Below are 18,939 nucleotides of genomic sequence, written 5' to 3'. Positions count from 1 at the left end.
ATTTTAGTTTACATTTTTAGTATATTTGATATATGAAAACTGAAAACCAACATATCACTATTACAAAACAAACTGTAAATGATATGTTGGTTTTCAGTTTTTTGGGTAGAAAGAGTGGCTTACCTGTAGAAAATAAAAAAGCCACCGATAAATTAGTGGCTTTTCGTCTTCAATTGTTATTGGACAATAATGTCCAAGCATATTTGAATGTGTACTTAGAATTTCTCACGTCCCTTCGTACATTTTTCGGCAAAGGTACTCAATTATCATTGATAATTGAGTATTACTTTGCCTTTTTTCATTTTACACGACTTAAAAAATCTATGCAAATACGTTTGTATAGTAACAAAAGTTGTTCCAAAATTTGCTTGGTAAAATCTTCTCTTAACAATTCAATTTCGATTCGTCATCTAACGAATTATATAAAAATTGAATACCATGAAGAACATTACTTCAAAAGGATATGCTTCAATACGTGGCATATTATCTTCGGTAAAAACTCCGAAGTTTTCCGTAAAAACCGTATTTCTAGTTTTAGTAATATTACTTGTAGGCTTTAGACTCCTACATGGATACAAAGTATATTGTTTAGTAAACGAATGGTGTGATGTATTCACTCTGTTAGTACATGTAGACATTACCAATATCATAGGATTTGGAGATATTATCACCGTTGTCCATGATAGCAAAACAAATGTCTTTAACTACAATCGCCTTACATATAGAGTACTGTTACAATTCTGTAAAAAGTTTCCAAGCTTACTTCTATTTTCATTTGTATTATTAGTTGCAGCAGCGTTTGCGGCTGTACCTGATTTTGATGTATGGTACTTTATGCTCGTTGCGGGACAAGATTATCTTATTCATAAGGTATCGCACTTTATGGTTAATGACAGATCGAACAATTGGTATACATGTATCAAATATATTAATAAATGTAAACGATACATTAAGAAGAAAGTAAATTCACCCAACGCCACATCACATGAAAAAGAATAGGAAGAAGCATATTTGGCTGTTGCGGACGTGGAATAAGAGTACACATACGCATATTAATTTGGTTGACCGAAAAAAGGTTGTATCAGCAAATCGTTACAGAATTAAGATTAATTCAATCCTCTATATTTCAAGTAGTAGTGAAAAGAACTACACTAAGATTGTTTTAAAAAACTTGGACGAATATTTTTTTAGCGGATCAATGGCAACATTAGAGAAAGAGCTTGGAATCAATTTGGTTGCGACAAGCAAAAAAATCAAGATAAACATCAGATATTTCACAGCCACGCTCGGGTTGAACTACATTTTTTCAAAGTATCTAGACGAGCCTTTGTATATCACACAACCGTATCGAGAAGCTATCAAAAAATACGTAGGTTTCTAAAAGTTGTAAATTTCTTAAATTACCAGTAAATCCGCTTCTTTAAGTGGATTTACTTTTTTTGACAATAATTTTAATTCAAAAATACATTCTTAATCTTTTTTAAGCGGTATTGTATAAGAAGATATTTCTTCACTGTTTTTAGTTCTGATTAATTTAACTTTACTTGCCTTTATAACCCATGGTTGGATAAGGCATTGAATTCTTACTCCTAAATCTAAATATTCACCTGAATCTAGTTTAGCAATTAAGGCACGATCTCTATCGATATACGTAAACTCAATAATATCATTTCTTATTGGTTTTCCATGGTAAATATGAACTGTAGATGAATCTTTATGTAAAATATATATATCGAGTTCATTAGTGTCAAATAGTCTTCCTATGGTATTTGGGTATCTAGGAACAACATACACACCATATTTAGTAAATGGGACTGCAACCGCTCCTAAGTAATAATCATTAGGATTACCTTCTTTTCTACATTTTTTGCTATCTATGGGATTTCGCTGAGGATAAAATTCAGGAGTTAGATTTACTTTGTGAAAATTACTGTTTCTAACTAAACTAATTTCCATACTTTTATTGTAATGACTCTTTACTAAATCTTGCAGATTTTTCAAGTTAATAACATTTTTATTATTTACATGAGTAATAATATCTCCTCTTTGTATTCCAGACTTAAAAGCAGGCAAACCATTCATGACATCTGTGACTTCTACTACATTGGTAAAACCATTAGAATTCTCTTTATTTCTTCCAAGAATACCAATAATTAATGGTTTATTAGTAATTTCATTATTAGGTAATTCAACACTAAGATTGTTACAATTTATATTAATGAAGTAGTTTCCATCAGTATCCTTTGAAAGTATTTGTTTCCGCATGGCAAGCCTATCATCACCAAAATAATTTGAATAATCTCCATGCCAACTATAATTTCTATCGGGTATTTCTGCGAAGTAGTAAAAAACAGAACTAGATAGTTTTATATTTTTGGAATTCTCATTACTAAGAAAAAAGCTTTTGTTGCCATCAATATCCCAAACACCATCGGTAACCCAATTACCGTATTCATTTTGATAACGTATCCACACTTTAACAGAATAGCCACAATTATTTTTAAATTTTATGTTACGTGTAGAATAGTAGGGTAAAACTTCCTTTTCAGTATTCGTATAAGAATTATTTGAATAAGAGCTACTAGATGAATTTTCAGAAAGTAAATCAGCCATAAGTTCAGTAAGCGCACCCGTAAGAGCAAAAGGTTCAACAAAAACGGCATTATGATTAGAAACTTTTATATCATGGAAACTTCCATTTCTAAATTCAAATTTCATGACAACCCAAAGTTTATGTCCTAAAATACTTTTTCCTGTAAACTTAACTTTTAAATCAAGCCCATTACTTAAACGCGATACGTCATTTATATCCCAACGTTCAAATGTAGCTGTAGGCCATGCAAAGCCATACACCAAGGAAGCGATTGAGCCAATAAAACCTCTTGCTTCTTCTTTATTTGATTGACCATATACAGTATGTGAAAATAAAAGTAAAATAATGAAGATGATTTTTATCTTAATTAGAACTGTGGGAAGAAGCTGTTTTTTTCTCATTTGGTATTTAAGTTTAAATATTAATAACTTATTGTGAAAAAAATTTAATAAGGTCTGTATTTTCTATTAGTAAGTCTATTTTTTTTGTTTTTTTTATATCTTTTGTAACTAAACAATAATAAATATTATAAAACTCATTTCTTTACGGTATTCCGTAATTTGTTAAATTTTATTTTATAATATATCTAATAAATGCTATAAATTAGACTCTTTGACATTCTTATATTTAGTCATTTAGAGAGTAGGTTTCTTATTTAAAGTTTCGGTAATAAAGTCGCAAAACCCTTCCTTTTGTGACCTTTAATCCGTAACTTTATAACACGCTTAAAGTAAGATAGTTATGAAGAAAAAAAAGGTAGCAATATGGATTAGGGTAAGTACTCAAATGCAAGCACAAGGACAGTCTCCAGAGAATCATCTCAAAGATGCACAGATGTACGCAAAGCTAAAAAAATATGATGTAGTCACGGTGTACGATTTGGCAGGTGTATCGGGAGCAAATGTTATGGAGCATCCTGAATGCCAAAGAATGCTTTCAGACATACGTTCAAAGAAGATAAGTGGTTTAATATTTTCTAAGCTTTCACGCTTAACCCGTAAGACACGACACCTTCTTGAAATTGCAGAAGTATTTAACGCTAATAATGCAGATTTAATTTCCATCCACGAGAATATAGATAGTTCGCAGCCCGCAGGAAAAATGCTCTTTACTATGATTGGTGCATTCGCAGAATTTGAGCGATCTGAAATTGCGTCACGGGTTAAAAACTCAATGAAAATTATGGCGCAGGAGGGAAAGAAATTAGGAGGTGTAGCACAGTATGGTTTTAAATGGAATGAAGATAAACTTGAACTTCATCCTGAAGAATCAAAGATCCGTGCGATGATGTATGAACTCTATCTTAAACACAAGCGTTTTAAAGCCGTATCACGAGAACTCGAAGAAAAAGGATTCCGATCAAGAAAAGGAAAACCATTTCATTCATCAACAATTAAGCGTTGGCTCAAAGACCCTATTAGTAAAGGAAAGCGCAGAACCAACTATTCGCAAGAACTTAAAGGAAATCAAACATCACGTACCAAACCAAAAAATGAATGGTTCTTCCATGATTGCCCTCAAATTGTCAGCCCTGAAATGTGGCAAGAAGTATATGATCTTATAGATGAATATGATAAAAATAGGAAGCCAGTACCAAATCGTAAAGTTCATATTTTTACCAATTATATACATTGTGGATGTTGTGATAGTCGTATGAATGTTCGTTCGCGTATGACACACTATAAATGCGTCAGTAAAGAATGCACCAACAAGATACGTAGAGACGATTTAGAAGAAGCATTTAAAAGTCGCCTTGATAATTTCTTTGGAGATACCGAACAACTAACATCATACTTTAACCAAGCAAACGGAAAGTATGATGAAAAAAAGTCAGAATATGATCTTGTGAAAATTGAATTATCTAAAGTAGAAGAAGAACTTAAAAACATTATCCACCTACATCAACAAAAACAAATACCAACCGAAGCATTTTCACAATATCATCAAGAACCATTTGAACGATCTCAACAATTGCAAGCACAACTCAATATCTTAGAACGTGAATTAGAAAGTCTCAAAATAGAAAAGAAATCTGCTGATTACTACATTACTGAATCAAAGTACATCTTTGATAATTGGGATACCTATACACGAGATAAGAAGCGTGAATTGGTAGAAGAAGTTATTGAGTCTGTTATCATTGGTAGCGATACGATTGACTTCAATCTAAAGAGCCTTCTTCCTCAGAAGAGGCATTTTTCTAATTCGGAAAAAATGGGTCACAAACCCATTGCCATCAATTCTTCCACCGTTGACATTACATGAAGCGTTGGAAACGACTAAAATTCACTCTGTAGTTGGGAATGTAAAAGACAAATCGGGTTTAATTGCCGAACGACCTTTTCGAAACCCACATCACACAATTTCAGACGTTGCATTAGTTGGCGGCGGTAGCTATCCGCAACCAGGAGAAATCTCGTTGGCACATAATGGTGTATTATTTTTGGATGAATTACCCGAATTCAAGCGAAGCGTCTTAGAAGTCATGCGACAACCATTAGAAGACAGAGAAGTCACGATTTCTAGGGCACGATTTACGATTACGTATCCAAGTAGTTTTATGTTGGTAGCGAGTATGAATCCGAGTCCAAGTGGTTTTTTCAATGATCCAAACTCGCCAATGTCATCTTCACCGATGGAAATGCAACGGTATATGGGAAAAATTTCAGGTCCGTTATTAGATCGAATAGACATTCACATCGAAGTCACACCAGTTCCTTTTGAAAAATTATCCGAAGAACGAAAAGGTGAAGCGAGTGAGATTATTCGCGAACGTGTCATCAAAGCTAGAGAAATTCAAACGGAACGCTTTAAAGAATCCGAAATATTACATTACAATGCGCAAATGAATACCAAACAAATTCGGTTGTATTGCAAATTAGATCAAGAAGCGTTGAATCTTCTCAAAAAAGCGATGGAACGGTTGAGTTTATCCGCAAGAGCGTATGACAGAATCTTAAAAGTAGCGAGAACTATTGCTGATTTAGAAGCACAAAACGATATTGTACCCAATCACGTTGCAGAAGCTATTCAATATCGAAGTTTGGATCGGGAAGGTTGGTTGGGATGAAGTTGACTTATTATCTGATAGGTCGAACTACTTTATTAATAATTTACATGATTCAATGATTGGGTTGAACCATTTTGCAGAGTTATATTCAATTATAAGTGTAAGTCCCCAATGTTAGCTACGATGTAATTTTTACAAAGTTATGATTTTCTTTCATGGAAAAGCTAGCTTTTCATGACGTTATAAAAATTGTATTGGAGTTAGGTTTAATAGTCCCTCATGCGGTCTTTTGGGGTTATAATGTTCCATCTATTATTGGGTTAATAGGCTAACTTGTGTTAGTGATTCAAACAGATATGCGTTAAGTATGGCTTCTCAATAACTTCTATTAAATCGTTCATTTAAGCTATTTTGAAAAGAATAAACTTATATATTTTAAACACTTTTTAAATTTTGTTATAATATCACTTATTTGTAGTCTATTTAGTATATTTTTTTAGGTTTAATGTGTAATAATTAGTTTAATATTCTTATTTTTATCTAAATAAATAACTTATTAAGATAATGAAAATGAAATCTATTTTTCTTATAGTATTAGTCTTGACTATATTTTCTTGTTCTTCTGACGAAAATAATTTAGTCACTGAAACTACACAAGAAGTGTTAAAGTTAGTAAGAGTGGACTTCTTAGATTCGAGTGGAAATGTTGATCAATACATAACATATGAATATAATGACGATCAGACATTAAATCAGAAATCTTTTTTCTTTGATAATAATACCGTCGTCGAATATGAATTTACTTATGATAATAATGGACAATTGATCTCTGATGGTACTTTTAACTTTGAATATGTAAATGGCCTTATATCTTCAGCTACTCCAGTCCAAGGAATAACTGGTTTTTCATACGAATTTCAGTATAATTCTTCTAATCAGGTTACTCAGTATACTCAATTTTTAAATAATACTCCCATTTGCTCAACTAATACAATAACTTTTGAAAGTAACGGAAATAGTATCTTTCAAGAAGGATGTTGGAATTACAGCGCTAGTTATGATGATAAAAACAATCCATTGTTATTAGTTTACACTGAAGAATATCTTAAGATTAATTTGGCTAGAGAAGTATTATTTACAGCTCTATTTGTTGGGAGTAATAATGTTCTAGTATACAATACCAACGATTTAAATGTTATGGATACATATTTATATACATATAATAATCAAGGATATCCCCTAACTAGAGATTATCAAGGAACTGGGTATGATTATCTTTTTGAAATAAGACCAACTATTTTTATCTATGAAATATTAACATTTCCGAATTAATATCTTGTAATAGATAAACAATAAAAGCAATCCATTATGAAAAAATATACTCTTATAGTTTTTTTTATATTTTGTTTCTCTAGTTGTGTAGTATTTTATACAGAAACAGCTATACCTCAAAAAAAGTCTCCAATTATAAGAATATTACCTGAATTTTTTAATGGAACTTATGAACTAGGATACCTTAAGAGTGCCTTTGATATTGATTTTGATAAGATTGAATTTGGTAAAACTATGATAAATTTTAATAAACCAAATTTCAGTAATATTTGTCAAGTGGAAATATACTCAGAATTTACAAAATCAAATCTTCAAAATAATAAATATTATTCTATAGTTGGTGATTATCTTTTTTTCAAAAATGATTCATTAATACGAAAATTAAATGATCTCAAAAGTAAAAAAGATATAAGCCCAACCCTTTTTACCGAAACAAAAGAATTAGAAAAATTAAACACACGCTTTAATAATGGAGAATTATCATGGAGTAGGAAAGTAACTAAATTAAATGATGCTTTCGTAACAGATAAAAAACTACTTTGTGAAATTAATATTGATGAAAATAAACTAAAGTTTTTTGGAGTACAAAAATATAATAATAGGGAACATAGAATAGTATTAAAAAAGTCACCTATTTCTTCTTCTGACATATATATATTAAACATCCTTGAGAATGATGGATTTTGGAATCCAATATTTATAATTAAACAAGGTAATCAACTTAAAATTATGTATTTGGATCATCGTACATATTCAAATGACAAAATTTATTACAATAATTTTTTTAATGTTATCGATAGTGGTAATACTAAAGATAATGAATATATATTGTATGATGTAATTTCCTTTAAAGAAGATGGTTTTAAAGAAATTTTAAATGAAAGGATATTTCTTGAAGTCGCCAGTTTGATGAAAAACAAGAATACCTACGATAAAGAAAAGCAAAAACCAACTTCTGATGAGTCATCAACGAAATATAAAGATGAACCAAATTTAATAAATAAAAACAGTGAAAATTCTTCAAATGGTTCAAAGATAAATACTTTCTTATTTTTTTTATTGGCTATCATAGTGATTGTGTTTATTTTCAGAGAAATCAAAAGAAAGAGATGACTGATTTTTAAATTAACATCCGTAAAAATAAAATATATTTAATCTATCATGACAATGTTAATTTAGAAAATAGACTTTCAATTTCTAATGAAACATTTTCTTCTGCGTTTTCCATCCTTTTAATGATTCCACAGCTAACACCTATTAAATCCGCTAATTCGCTTATGGTTAATCCATGCTCAATCCTATACAACAAGCACTTATTAGCCAACGAATCAGAACCATCATCCCAATAGTTATATCCCAAAAACTCAACTACTTTTTTTCGATTCCGTATATGAGGGATATATTGATTCCACTCCCAGTTTTGGTAGGAGTCTTTAAGTACTCCAAAGTGGTTTGCCGTTTCCTGCTGTGTCCATTCTAGGGCTAAACGACGGCGTTTCAGTTCTGCACCGAGACTTTTATCGTTTTCATCGGGAAGTGGCAAATAACTGGGTTTTTGAACTTTCAGTTTGATGTTACAAATGGGCAACGTACCACTTCAGACGTTGCATTAGTTGGCGGCGGTAGCTATCCGCAACCAGGAGAAATCTCGTTGGCACATAATGGTGTATTATTTTTGGATGAATTACCCGAATTCAAGCGAAGCGTCTTAGAAGTCATGCGACAACCGCTAGAAGATAGAGAAGTCACGATTTCCAGAGCACGATTTACCATAACGTATCCAAGTAGTTTTATGTTGGTAGCGAGTATGAATCCGAGTCCAAGTGGTTTTTTCAATGATCCAAACTCACCAATGTCATCTTCACCGATGGAAATGCAACGGTATATGGGAAAAATTTCAGGTCCGTTATTAGATCGAATAGACATTCACATCGAAGTCACACCAGTTCCTTTTGAAAAATTATCCGAAGAACGAAAAGGTGAAGCGAGTGAGGTTATTCGCGAACGTGTCATCAAAGCTAGAGAAATTCAAACGGAACGCTTTAAAGAATCCGAAATATTACATTACAATGCGCAAATGAATACCAAACAAATTCGGTTGTATTGCAAATTAGATCAAGAAGCGTTGAATCTTCTCAAAAAAGCGATGGAACGGTTGAGTTTATCCGCAAGAGCGTATGATAGAATCCTAAAAGTAGCACGAACAATTGCTGATTTAAGTAAACAAAAAGACATACTACCAAATCATATTGCAGAAGCTATTCAATATAGAAGTTTGGATCGTGAAGGTTGGTTAGGATAATGTAAATAAATCTGTTAAAAACGACCGATTTTTACAAATCAACATTTTGAAATTTATTTTGTAGTATTTTGCTTTCTAATCCAAATTAATAATACTTACTATTGTGAGCGTTATTTACTTTGTTTGTGTATAAATATTTTTTTATGCATTTGACTGTTAGACTGTTATAAATATGTTAAAAAATATAATAAGTTATTATTGTGAACTCAAAAAAAAATATTATCATTGTAAAGAGTAAAAACAATAGTGTTGTTTGCTATTGTATTTAAATAGTATGGTTCATCCTCACGAGAACAATAGTTTTTACTCAAAATTAGTTAATTCCCCACCCATTTTTCGAATAAAAGTATCCTCATGTGACTGAGGGAAGCGAAGCTGTGTTGTTATTTAATTTAATTTAAATAACATTTAATGAATCATTTATATAACGGATGGCATGTATTATATGTCAAATCTCGTCATGAAAAAAAAGTTTACGATTTACTTTTAGAGCTCTCTCTAGATGCTTTTCTTCCGTTAATGAAAACGGTAAAGAAGTGGAGTGATCGAAAGAAAATTATATACCAACCCTTATTTCCTTCATACGTTTTTGTTAATCTAACGTCTTCTTTAGATTTTCATAAAGCGCTTTCTGTAAGCGGAGCGTGCGCGTATATTCGTTTTGGTAAAGAGTATGCCAAAGTTACAGATAAAGAAATCAACAATATCAAATTTTTAGTGCAGGAAGATGAGATTACAGAAATAAATGTAAATGCTCAACTTCCCAAAAAAGGAGAACTTAAAGAAATCACATACGGTCCTCTTGAAGGATTGGTATGTGAAATTTTGAAAGTAAATAATGAAAATAAAATAGTAGTAAGAATCGATTCTTTACAACAGAATATTACAGCTACTATTCCTGCTAATTATCTTCAAGAAATTGAACGTGCTGTTTAATTTATAACATATTCAGAGTGATTACTATAGAGGAAAAAATCAGTATTAATTATTGGAAAATTAAACTGAAAGAACAAGAAGTTTACGATAGTAAATATTTTGCTTCTTTTGCTACACAAACAATTTCCATACAGAACGGTAATTTAGAATATTTTTCTAAAATATCTTCAGGAAATAAACTTGTAGAGTTTACTGTTTTCATTACAGTTTTTGGAATACTTTCTAAAAGGTATTTTGAGAAATGCGATTTTATATGCTCTAAGACGAAGGCAAACACTAATTGTAAAACACACTATTTAGCACCTTCGATATCAGAGAAATCTGTGAAGGAATATCTTCAAGAAATAAAAACAGAAGTACAGGATGTATATAAATATACGTTGCCAAATTCATTCCTGCACAAAGAACATTTAGAAGAATTATTCACAACAAATTATACACCATTCGGGATTTTTTATAATCAAAATGAAGATATTGGTAGCAATGAAATGCCATTTGGTTTATACATCGATAAAACGGCGACAGGATTTGATTTTTCGATACGGTTTTCTCAAGAATTTGTAGCAACGGAAATCGCTCGCCAATTTTTAGAAATCTATACACATTGGTTACAACAGTTAGCAACATATTTGACAAAAGAAATTTCTAAAATTCCAATTCTTCTTGAAAACGAAAAAGTACAAATTGTATCGTTATTTAATGATACAAAACTTACATATAATGAAGAACTGAGTTTACTAGATTTGTTTGAGAATCAAGTTGTTAAAACTCCTAATGATATAGCGTTACTTGTTGGTAATAGGTCACTTAGTTATAGCATTCTGAATGAGCAATCGAATCAGTTAGCAAACTATATCAAAACGAATTATGCTGTAAAAGCGAATGATTTTATTGGAGTAAAATTAGCGCGTAATGAATATTTGGTTTGCACCATATTAGCAGTATTAAAACTTGGAGCGACTTATGTTCCTATTGATGTTGAATATCCAGAAAAAAGGATTCAATATATTGAAAATGATAGCAAGTGTACTTTAGTTATTGATGAAGAAAAAATACTAGCTTTTGAGACAACTAAAACGAACTATTCGACGCAAAATATAACTCGAAACACAAGCAAAAATGATGTTGCTTATGTAATTTATACTTCTGGAACTACAGGCAATCCAAAAGGTGTATTGATTACACATGAAAATGCAGTTGCAATGATACAATGGGCAACAGTAGAATTTAATCCAGATTCTTTTGATATTGTTTACGCGGCAACTTCTCATTGTTTTGATTTATCGGTATTTGAATTATTTTATCCACTAGCAATAGGAAAGAAAATAAAGTTGTTAAAAAATGCACTTGCGATAGGCGCAGAACTAAAACATGACAAAAATATATTGTTAAATACAGTTCCGTCTGCAATGCGAAATATTATCGAAAGCGGATACAGTTTGGAGACTGTTACCGTAATCAATTTGGCAGGAGAACCGTTTCCTGTAGCTATTGCAACTATACTTTCTGAAACAAACATAGAAGTACGAAACTTGTATGGACCTTCTGAAGATACAACGTATAGCACATATTATAAAATTACAAACAAAGCATACAAAACAATTCCTATTGGGAAACCTATTGCCAATACACAAGCTTATATTTTAGATGAAAACCTAGAATTAGTGCCAATCGGCGTTAAAGGAAAATTATATCTTTCTGGAAAAGGTGTCGCAAAAGGATACTTAAATCGTCCAGAATTAACAGCAGAAAAATTTATAGAAAATCCATATATAGTTGGTGCTAAAATGTATGATACTGGTGATGTTGTGCGTTGGCTACCAGATGGAACGATCGAATTTTTTGGGCGAAAAGATCAACAAGTAAAATTGCGAGGATATCGTATAGAACTTGAAGAAATTGAAAATACTATTGCAACATTCAACAATGCAATTCAGCAAGTCGTTGTTGCAGTAAAAAATGAAGAAATATTAGTCGCATATTATGTAGGAAACAATCCTGTAGATGTTTCTTCACTCAGAACATATTTGGCAGGCAAACTACCGTCATATATGATTCCAAGTCATTTTGTAGCAGTAAAAACAATACCATTAACACCAAATGGAAAAGTAAATCGTGACGCATTACCAGCAATTGATATAAATGATGTTGTACGCAACGTTTACGAAGCTCCAAGAAACGAAATTGAGCAACAATTAGTAGATATTTGGGAAGAAGTTTTGGGAACTTCACCTATAGGAATACACGATGATTTCTTTGCTTTAGGCGGTCATAGTTTAATGATGGCTCAAATTATCAACAAGGTTTACAAGCAAATGGGGAAAGGCATAACGATTAAAACATTTTATGCAAATCCAACAATTACAAGCTTAAGTGAGCAATTGGTAGAAAAACAATATGTTACTCTTGAGAAAGTGTCTGAATCAGCATCATATCCAGCTACTGCGGCGCAATCGCGTTTATGGATGTTGAGTCAGTTAGAAGGCGGATCAAAAGCCTATGAAATGTCAGGAGCATTGCGTTTTCAATCGGTTATTGATATAAAATTATTAGAAAAAGCAATAGTAGAAGTTGTAACAAGACACGAGATTTTAAGAACTACTTTTAGTTTGAATGATGAAGGAATCTTACAACAACACATCATACCAAGCGAAGCTTTTCAATTTGAGATCAAAGCGAAAGATTTTACGAATATTTCAAATTCAGTTGAAGCTGTTCAAAATTACATAGCTACGGAAATTGATGTTGAATATGAGTTGTCTAAAACGGCTTTATTTCATTGCGAATTACTCCAATTAGGAACTCAAGACTATATATTATACATTTCAATGCATCACATTATTGGTGATGGTTGGTCGTTAGAAATTTTAACTTCTGAAGTTTTACAAGCATATACGCAATTACAAACGGAAAATCGTATTGATTTACCAGTATTACCAATACAATTTAAAGACTATGCGGCTTGGTTGGCTACTGAAAACAAAACGAACGTATCAAAAGAAGCGGCAGTATATTGGGAACAACAATTTCAAGGAGAACGATCGGTATTACAATTGCCAAGTTTTAAAAAGAGACCTGTAGTAAAAACATTTTCGGGCAAGCAACTAAAATATACCTATTCATCAAAAATAACAGATACACTAAAAGCCTTTTCAAAGGAACAGCAAGTAACGTTATTTACGACCTTATTATCAAGTATAAAAACGTTACTATACAGATACAGCAATCAGGACGATATTACAATCGGAACGCCAATTGCAGGACGTGAACATCCTGATTTTGAACATCAAATTGGACTCTATTTAAATACATTACCAATACGCACACGCATTCAAGAAAAAGAACGTTTTTCAAGCTTATTACAACGTGAAAAAGAACAATTGTTGCAAGCATACACACACCAACAATATCCTTTTGATGCTTTGGTAGAAAAACTGAATATAAAAAGAGATACATCAAGATCGCCATTATTTGATGTTATGGTTGTATTGCAAAATCAACAGCAATTATTAAACTTTACCAATAGAAAAGAATTTACAGATTTACAAGTTGAATCATTTGATATTCAGCGAAATACTTCTCAATTCGATATCACATTTACGTTTGTAGCTACTGATGAAATTTCACTATATATAGAATACAATACAGCTATTTATGATGAGCATTTTATTCAAAATAGTTTTGTACACTTGGAAAATATATTTGATCAAGTTGTTGAAAATCATGCAATTGAATTAGATGAGATCACATTGTTAACAGATGCTGAAAAAAGAGAACTAGGAATTTCTAGTGATGCTGTCGAAAACAATACTGTTAGTTCACAAACAATCGTTGATTTATTTCAAGCGCAAGTTTTACAAACACCAAATCATACGGCTTTGCTAGTTAATGACAAAACGCTGTCATATAGTGAATTAGATGCTGTTTCAAATCAGCTTGCACACTATTTAATAGAAAATCATGCAATTGCGGCGACAGATTTTGTAGCGGTAAAATTAGAAAGAGATGAGTGGTTGCTCATCAGTTTATTGGCAATCTTAAAAGTAGGAGCAACGTATGTTCCCATAGATGTTGAGTATCCAAAGGAACGAATTGAATATATTGAGAATGATAGTCAATCAAAATTAATTATTGATGAAAAAGAGTTGGCGACATTCAAAGCAGTGCAAGCAAATTATAAAACAACATCATTAGAAATTTCTATTTCGCTAGCTACTGTCGCTTATATTATTTACACTTCTGGAAGTACAGGAAAACCTAAAGGAGTGATGATTACGCATCAAAATGTAGCTGCACTTGTATCTTGGTCAAAAGAAGAGTTTGATACGACAACATTTGATATTGTATTTGCGGCAACATCACATTGTTTTGATTTATCAGTCTTTGAAATGTTTTACACCTTATCAGTTGGTAAAACAATAAAACTCTTAAAAAATATTTTAGAAGCAGATCAATATTTAGGTACTTACAAAAATATTTTACTAAACACGGTTCCTTCTGCAATGCAAAATATGTTGGAATCTGATGCAGATTTAAGCAATGTAACTGTCATAAATCTTGCAGGAGAAGCATTTCCTGTAGTTATCGCGAATGCATTAGCAAAACATCCTGCAGAAGTTCGAAATTTATACGGACCATCGGAAGATACTACCTATAGTACGTTTCATAAATTATCGAAAACTGCAACAAATAACGTTCCAATTGGAAAACCAATACGCAATACAAAAGCGTATGTTCTTAATGAAAAATTAGTGCCGTTGCCAGTTGGAGTTGTAGGTAAACTATACCTTTCGGGAACAGGTATCGCGAAAGGATATCTAAACAAACCGTCATTAACTTCTGAAAAATTCATTGCAAATCCTTTCCAAGAAAACACTGTAATGTATGATACAGGAGATTTGGTAAGATGGCTTCCAAATGGAACCTTAGATTATATTGGACGTGAAGATTATCAAGTAAAAATACGAGGACATCGTATAGAGCTAGAAGAAATACAACTTGCAATTACAAACTATTCAACACAAATAAAACAAACGTTAGTTCTTGTAAAAATAGTAAAAGGAGAAGCTACTTTGGTTGCTTACTATACAACTTCTGTTGCTGTCGATACAAATGAATTGCGAAGTTTTCTAAAACAACGATTGCCACACTATATGGTTCCAAGGTATTATACGGAACTGGAAACAATGCCATTAACTGCAAATGGTAAAATAGATAGAAAAATGCTTCCTGAAGTTGAAGCTTCTATTGTAACAACACAAGATTTTATAGCACCTACAAACGAAACAGAAGAAAAAGTAGTTGCTATTTGGAAAGAATTATTACAGCAAGAACGCATCGGAATTTTAGATGATTTCTTTGAGCTTGGCGGACATAGCTTGCTATTAACACGCTTGATTAATGCTTACCAAAAAGAATTCAAAACACGCGTAGATTTAAAAGAAATATATGCCAATACAACATTAAAGCATCATGCACGATTGTTGATGATTGGCAATAAAACAGGTTATCACAGAATTAAAAAGGTGCTTCCGCAAGAATTCTATGAAGTATCACCATCACAAACTCGTTTTTGGTTACTGCATAAAATTCAAGGAAAATCAAAAGAATTCAATATTTATAGCAAACTAGATTTGCCAAAAGATTTGAATGTGGAAATATTTCAATCGGCATTCAATGATTTACTCGTCAGACACGAAATTATACGAACCATATTTGTAGAAAACGAAGGCGAACCAAAACAAAAAGTACTTCCGCATGCAACAATTGTAATTCCATACTATGAAAAAGAGCGTTTAGAAGTAGCAGAACGTACTACTTTTGATTACGAATTTGAATTGGATTCATATCCATTATTCAAAGTTGCTTTGGCAGAAACGACAGACGGAACGACTTTATTTTTTAACATTCATCACATTTTAAGTGATGGTTGGTCATTAAATATTATATCAAGAGATTTAGTAGAAATATATACGGCGAAAGTTGAAAACAGAGCTGTAAATCTGCCAGAATTAAGAGCTCAATACAAAGATTATACGTATTGGCAACATCAAGATTACAATACAACACATTGGAATTCAGAAAGCTTGTATTGGGAATCTAAATTGGAAGGAGAATTGCCATATTTACAGTTACCTGCCGATTTTACAAGGAAAGTAAAAGCAACAATAAATACGTCAGCGTATCAAACAATTTTCTTAAAAGAAGATGTAAAGCAACAAATAATTGCTATTTCTAAAGAAAAGAAAGTAAGTGTATTTTCAATATTTGTAGCATCACTAAAAATACTTTTAAACAGATTAACTTCTGAAAAAGATATCATTTTAGGAATTCCTGTAGCAAACAGAAATCACGATCAATTAAAAGACATGGTTGGTTGTTTTCTAAACACCATAATGCTACGTGATACGCTTGATGAAACACAAACTTTTGAAGGCTTTTTGCAACAAGTAGATCAAACATTACGCAACGGATTGGCAAATCAGAACTATCCGTTTGAGCAATTACTTGAACAGCTAAACATACCAAAAGAGAACAATCGTTTTCCAATAAGTTCGGTATTTATGAACATGTTAGATTTTGATGCGCGTGCAACCGAAAAAATAGAAAACTTTGATTTCATTCACGGAACCTTAGAAGCACGACCAAAATTTGATTTTGAATGTTATGTAAAGACGTTTGTAAACGGATTTGAATTAAATTTTGTGTACGATAGCAATGTATTTAAAAGCGAAACGATTTCGTATTGGTTAGAAGAATACATCACTATTGTAGATCAGGTTTTGACGGAAATAATGATACCAATAAAAAGTATAAAAGCTTTTGAAGTTCCTGTTTTTAAAGTAGATGATGAAAAACCAACAAATGCATTTGATACATTTACACCTGAAGAAGTAAGACAAAGCATTCCTGCACGATTTGAAAAACAAGTACTGCAAACACCAACTAAAATTGCTGTTTACGATAAAGATACTGCTGTAACATATACGGAACTCAATGAAAGTGCGAATGATATTGCACATCAAATTACAGCGATTACGCAGAAAAAACAACAACGTATTGCATTACTTCTTGATCACAATCAAACATGTGTGATAGGAATGTTAGCAACCTTAAAAAGTGGTTGTACGTATGTTCCTATTGATGTAAACAACCCAATCAGTAGAATACAATACATACTAGAAGATGCTGGATGTAACATTCTAATTTGTAATACGGCAACAACAGCCAAAGCGCAAAAAATACAAACAGAAATACCTTCATTAGCACTTATAACAATTGAAGTAGGCAAAAAACTGACGCACACAACAAATTTAGAATTAGAGATTCCATATATAAATGAAGCGTATGTATTATATACTTCAGGAAGTACTGGGAATCCAAAAGGAGTTGTTCAAATTCATACAAACGTATTGCATTTCATACGTGTATATACCAACGCAATTCATATCTCAAAAGAAGATCATTTAAGTGTATTTTCTACTTATACTTTTGATGCTTCTGTAAAAGATATGTATGGAGCTATACTTAATGGTGCAACGGTACATTTATATGATATCAGCGAAAGCGGATTAACGAACTTGTCAAACTGGTTTGTAGCACGCAACATAACAATCATTCATATGGTTCCAACCATATACAGACATTTTATAAGAGGTTTGGACGCTGATCAAGTATTTGAAAACATACGAATTATTGATTTAGGTGGTGAAGCAACTTTCAAATCTGATTTCGAACATTTCAAAAAACATTTTGCAACAACAGCATTTTTAGTAAATGATTACGGTCCGACCGAATCGACCATAGTTTCACAAAAATTTTTATCACATCGTTCTGAAATCACTAAAAGTAACGTTCCTGTTGGTTCAGTAGTGACTGAAACTGAAGTGTATATTTTAGATGAAAATAACGAGCAAAAAGGAATTTATCAAGAAGGTGAAATTGTTTTTAAAAGTAATTATTTGTCTGTAGGATATTTAAACCGAGAAGAATTAACCGCAAAAGTATTTACAACTGATCCAATTACGGGAGAAGGAAGAATCTACAAATCGGGCGATATTGGACGACGTTTGCCAACAGACGAAATAGAATTTATCAAAAGAAAAGATACACAGATAAAACTAAACGGATTGCGCATAGAATTATCTGAGATTGAATATCAATTAGAACAACTCGATTCCATAAATGAAGCCGTAGTATTGCTCAAAGAAATAAACAACAACAAATTTTTAACGGCTTATTGCTGTACAACAAACGAGCCTACAATACGTGCTATTAAAACTGCTTTGAAAAATGTATTGCCAGAATATATGATTCCAACGGCATACATGTTTATGGAGCGTTTTCCAATGACAAGAACTGGAAAAATAGACAAAAAGAATCTTCCAACGCCTGGAATAGAAAACCTTAAAACGGTTCCGTATGTAGCGCCAAAAAATGATTTGGAACATGAATTAGTAACTATTTGGGCAACAGTATTGCAACTCGAAGCAACGACTATTGGTGTGGAAGATAACTTTTTTGAATTAGGAGGAAACAGCCTTCAAGCTGTTGTGCTTATCAATACCATAAACAAAACATACGATAGTGTATTATCTATCGGAAACTTATATGAAACACTACGTATAAGTGAACTCGCAGAAATACTCAATTTCTCAATACAACAACAAAATAATGATGCGGTAGATCAAGATTATGATGAAATCATCTTGTAATACCAAATACGCTTTTTAAAGCAAACCATTCAAACTTATAACCAACTATTTT

At 31.9% G+C, this 18,939-nt stretch carries 10 protein-coding genes and 1 pseudogene; 9 read left to right on the top strand and 2 right to left on the bottom strand.

All coding sequences use genetic code 11. The features are described 5' to 3' along the window. The first annotated feature begins 438 nt into the window (after positions 1-438). Positions 439-999, top strand: a complete 561-nt coding sequence (locus ACQ654_RS02745; RefSeq protein ID WP_430408781.1) for a hypothetical protein — start codon at positions 439-441, stop codon at positions 997-999. Continuing rightward, positions 986-1,381, top strand: a complete 396-nt coding sequence (locus tag ACQ654_RS02740; RefSeq protein ID WP_430408780.1) for a LytTR family transcriptional regulator DNA-binding domain-containing protein — start codon at positions 986-988, stop codon at positions 1,379-1,381. Before ACQ654_RS02745 ends, ACQ654_RS02740 begins: the two co-directional genes overlap by 14 nt. Positions 1,382-1,470: 89 nt before the next feature. Here ACQ654_RS02740 and ACQ654_RS02735 read toward each other — a convergent pair whose 3' ends face one another. Further along, positions 1,471-2,994, bottom strand: coding sequence for a PDZ domain-containing protein (locus ACQ654_RS02735; RefSeq protein ID WP_430408779.1), 1,524 nt, complete (start codon positions 2,992-2,994; stop codon positions 1,471-1,473). A 340-nt stretch (positions 2,995-3,334) separates the two neighbouring features. On the opposite strand from ACQ654_RS02735, the gene ACQ654_RS02730 reads away from it, so the two are divergent. The 4 genes and pseudogenes from ACQ654_RS02730 to ACQ654_RS02715 all read left to right on the top strand — a co-directional run bounded on the left by ACQ654_RS02730 (position 3,335) and on the right by ACQ654_RS02715 (position 8,048). Continuing rightward, positions 3,335-4,858 (top strand): recombinase family protein, encoded by a 1,524-nt coding sequence (locus ACQ654_RS02730; RefSeq protein WP_430408778.1) that lies wholly within the window; start codon positions 3,335-3,337, stop codon positions 4,856-4,858. Then, positions 4,821-5,663, top strand: a pseudogene (locus ACQ654_RS02725) (YifB family Mg chelatase-like AAA ATPase); the annotation flags it as partial. The gene ACQ654_RS02730 and the pseudogene ACQ654_RS02725, both read left to right, overlap by 38 nt. A 510-nt stretch (positions 5,664-6,173) precedes the next feature. Then, on the top strand, positions 6,174-6,935 hold the full coding sequence (locus tag ACQ654_RS02720) for a hypothetical protein (protein ID WP_430408777.1): 762 nt from the start codon (positions 6,174-6,176) through the stop codon (positions 6,933-6,935). Between the two features lie 36 nt (positions 6,936-6,971). Continuing rightward, the gene (locus tag ACQ654_RS02715; protein ID WP_430408776.1) at positions 6,972-8,048 is read left to right on the top strand and encodes a hypothetical protein; all 1,077 of its coding nucleotides are present in this window, start codon (positions 6,972-6,974) and stop codon (positions 8,046-8,048) included. Between the two features lie 46 nt (positions 8,049-8,094). Here the strand turns inward: ACQ654_RS02715 and ACQ654_RS02710 are convergent, their stop codons facing one another. Next, on the bottom strand, positions 8,095-8,478 hold the full coding sequence (locus ACQ654_RS02710) for a helix-turn-helix transcriptional regulator (RefSeq protein ID WP_430408775.1): 384 nt from the start codon (positions 8,476-8,478) through the stop codon (positions 8,095-8,097). Here ACQ654_RS02710 and ACQ654_RS02705 point away from each other — a divergent pair. The 3 genes from ACQ654_RS02705 to ACQ654_RS02695 all read left to right on the top strand — a co-directional run bounded on the left by ACQ654_RS02705 (position 8,455) and on the right by ACQ654_RS02695 (position 18,887). Next, entirely contained in the window at positions 8,455-9,237 is a 783-nt protein-coding gene (locus ACQ654_RS02705; protein WP_430412994.1) for a YifB family Mg chelatase-like AAA ATPase, read from the top strand. The two genes, ACQ654_RS02710 and ACQ654_RS02705, sit on opposite strands and share 24 nt — an antisense overlap. A gap of 411 nt (positions 9,238-9,648) precedes the next feature. Further along, positions 9,649-10,173 (top strand): UpxY family transcription antiterminator, encoded by a 525-nt coding sequence (locus ACQ654_RS02700; protein WP_430408774.1) that lies wholly within the window; start codon positions 9,649-9,651, stop codon positions 10,171-10,173. 17 nt (positions 10,174-10,190) lie between these two features. Next, complete coding sequence (locus ACQ654_RS02695) at positions 10,191-18,887, top strand: amino acid adenylation domain-containing protein (protein WP_430408773.1); 8,697 nt, start codon at positions 10,191-10,193, stop codon at positions 18,885-18,887. Positions 18,888-18,939 lie beyond the last annotated feature (52 nt).

The organism is Kordia sp. (assembly GCF_965283645.1).
Taxonomy (GTDB): domain Bacteria; phylum Bacteroidota; class Bacteroidia; order Flavobacteriales; family Flavobacteriaceae; genus Kordia.
The sequence above is the reverse complement of the archived record's forward strand: the minus strand, read 5'-3'. Positions and strand labels throughout refer to the sequence as shown.

What these genes read in the sequence shown, in the direction of transcription:
- ACQ654_RS02715 (WP_430408776.1), top strand. Translation starts at nt 6,972, where the DNA reads ATGAAAAAATATACTCTTATAGTTTTTTTTATATTTTGTTTCTCTAGT.
- ACQ654_RS02745 (WP_430408781.1), top strand. Translation starts at nt 439, where the DNA reads ATGAAGAACATTACTTCAAAAGGATATGCTTCAATACGTGGCATATTA.
- ACQ654_RS02730 (WP_430408778.1), top strand. Translation starts at nt 3,335, where the DNA reads ATGAAGAAAAAAAAGGTAGCAATATGGATTAGGGTAAGTACTCAAATG.
- ACQ654_RS02735 (WP_430408779.1), bottom strand. Translation starts at nt 2,994, where the DNA reads ATGAGAAAAAAACAGCTTCTTCCCACAGTTCTAATTAAGATAAAAATC.
- ACQ654_RS02700 (WP_430408774.1), top strand. Translation starts at nt 9,649, where the DNA reads ATGAATCATTTATATAACGGATGGCATGTATTATATGTCAAATCTCGT.
- ACQ654_RS02740 (WP_430408780.1), top strand. Translation starts at nt 986, where the DNA reads ATGAAAAAGAATAGGAAGAAGCATATTTGGCTGTTGCGGACGTGGAAT.
- ACQ654_RS02720 (WP_430408777.1), top strand. Translation starts at nt 6,174, where the DNA reads ATGAAATCTATTTTTCTTATAGTATTAGTCTTGACTATATTTTCTTGT.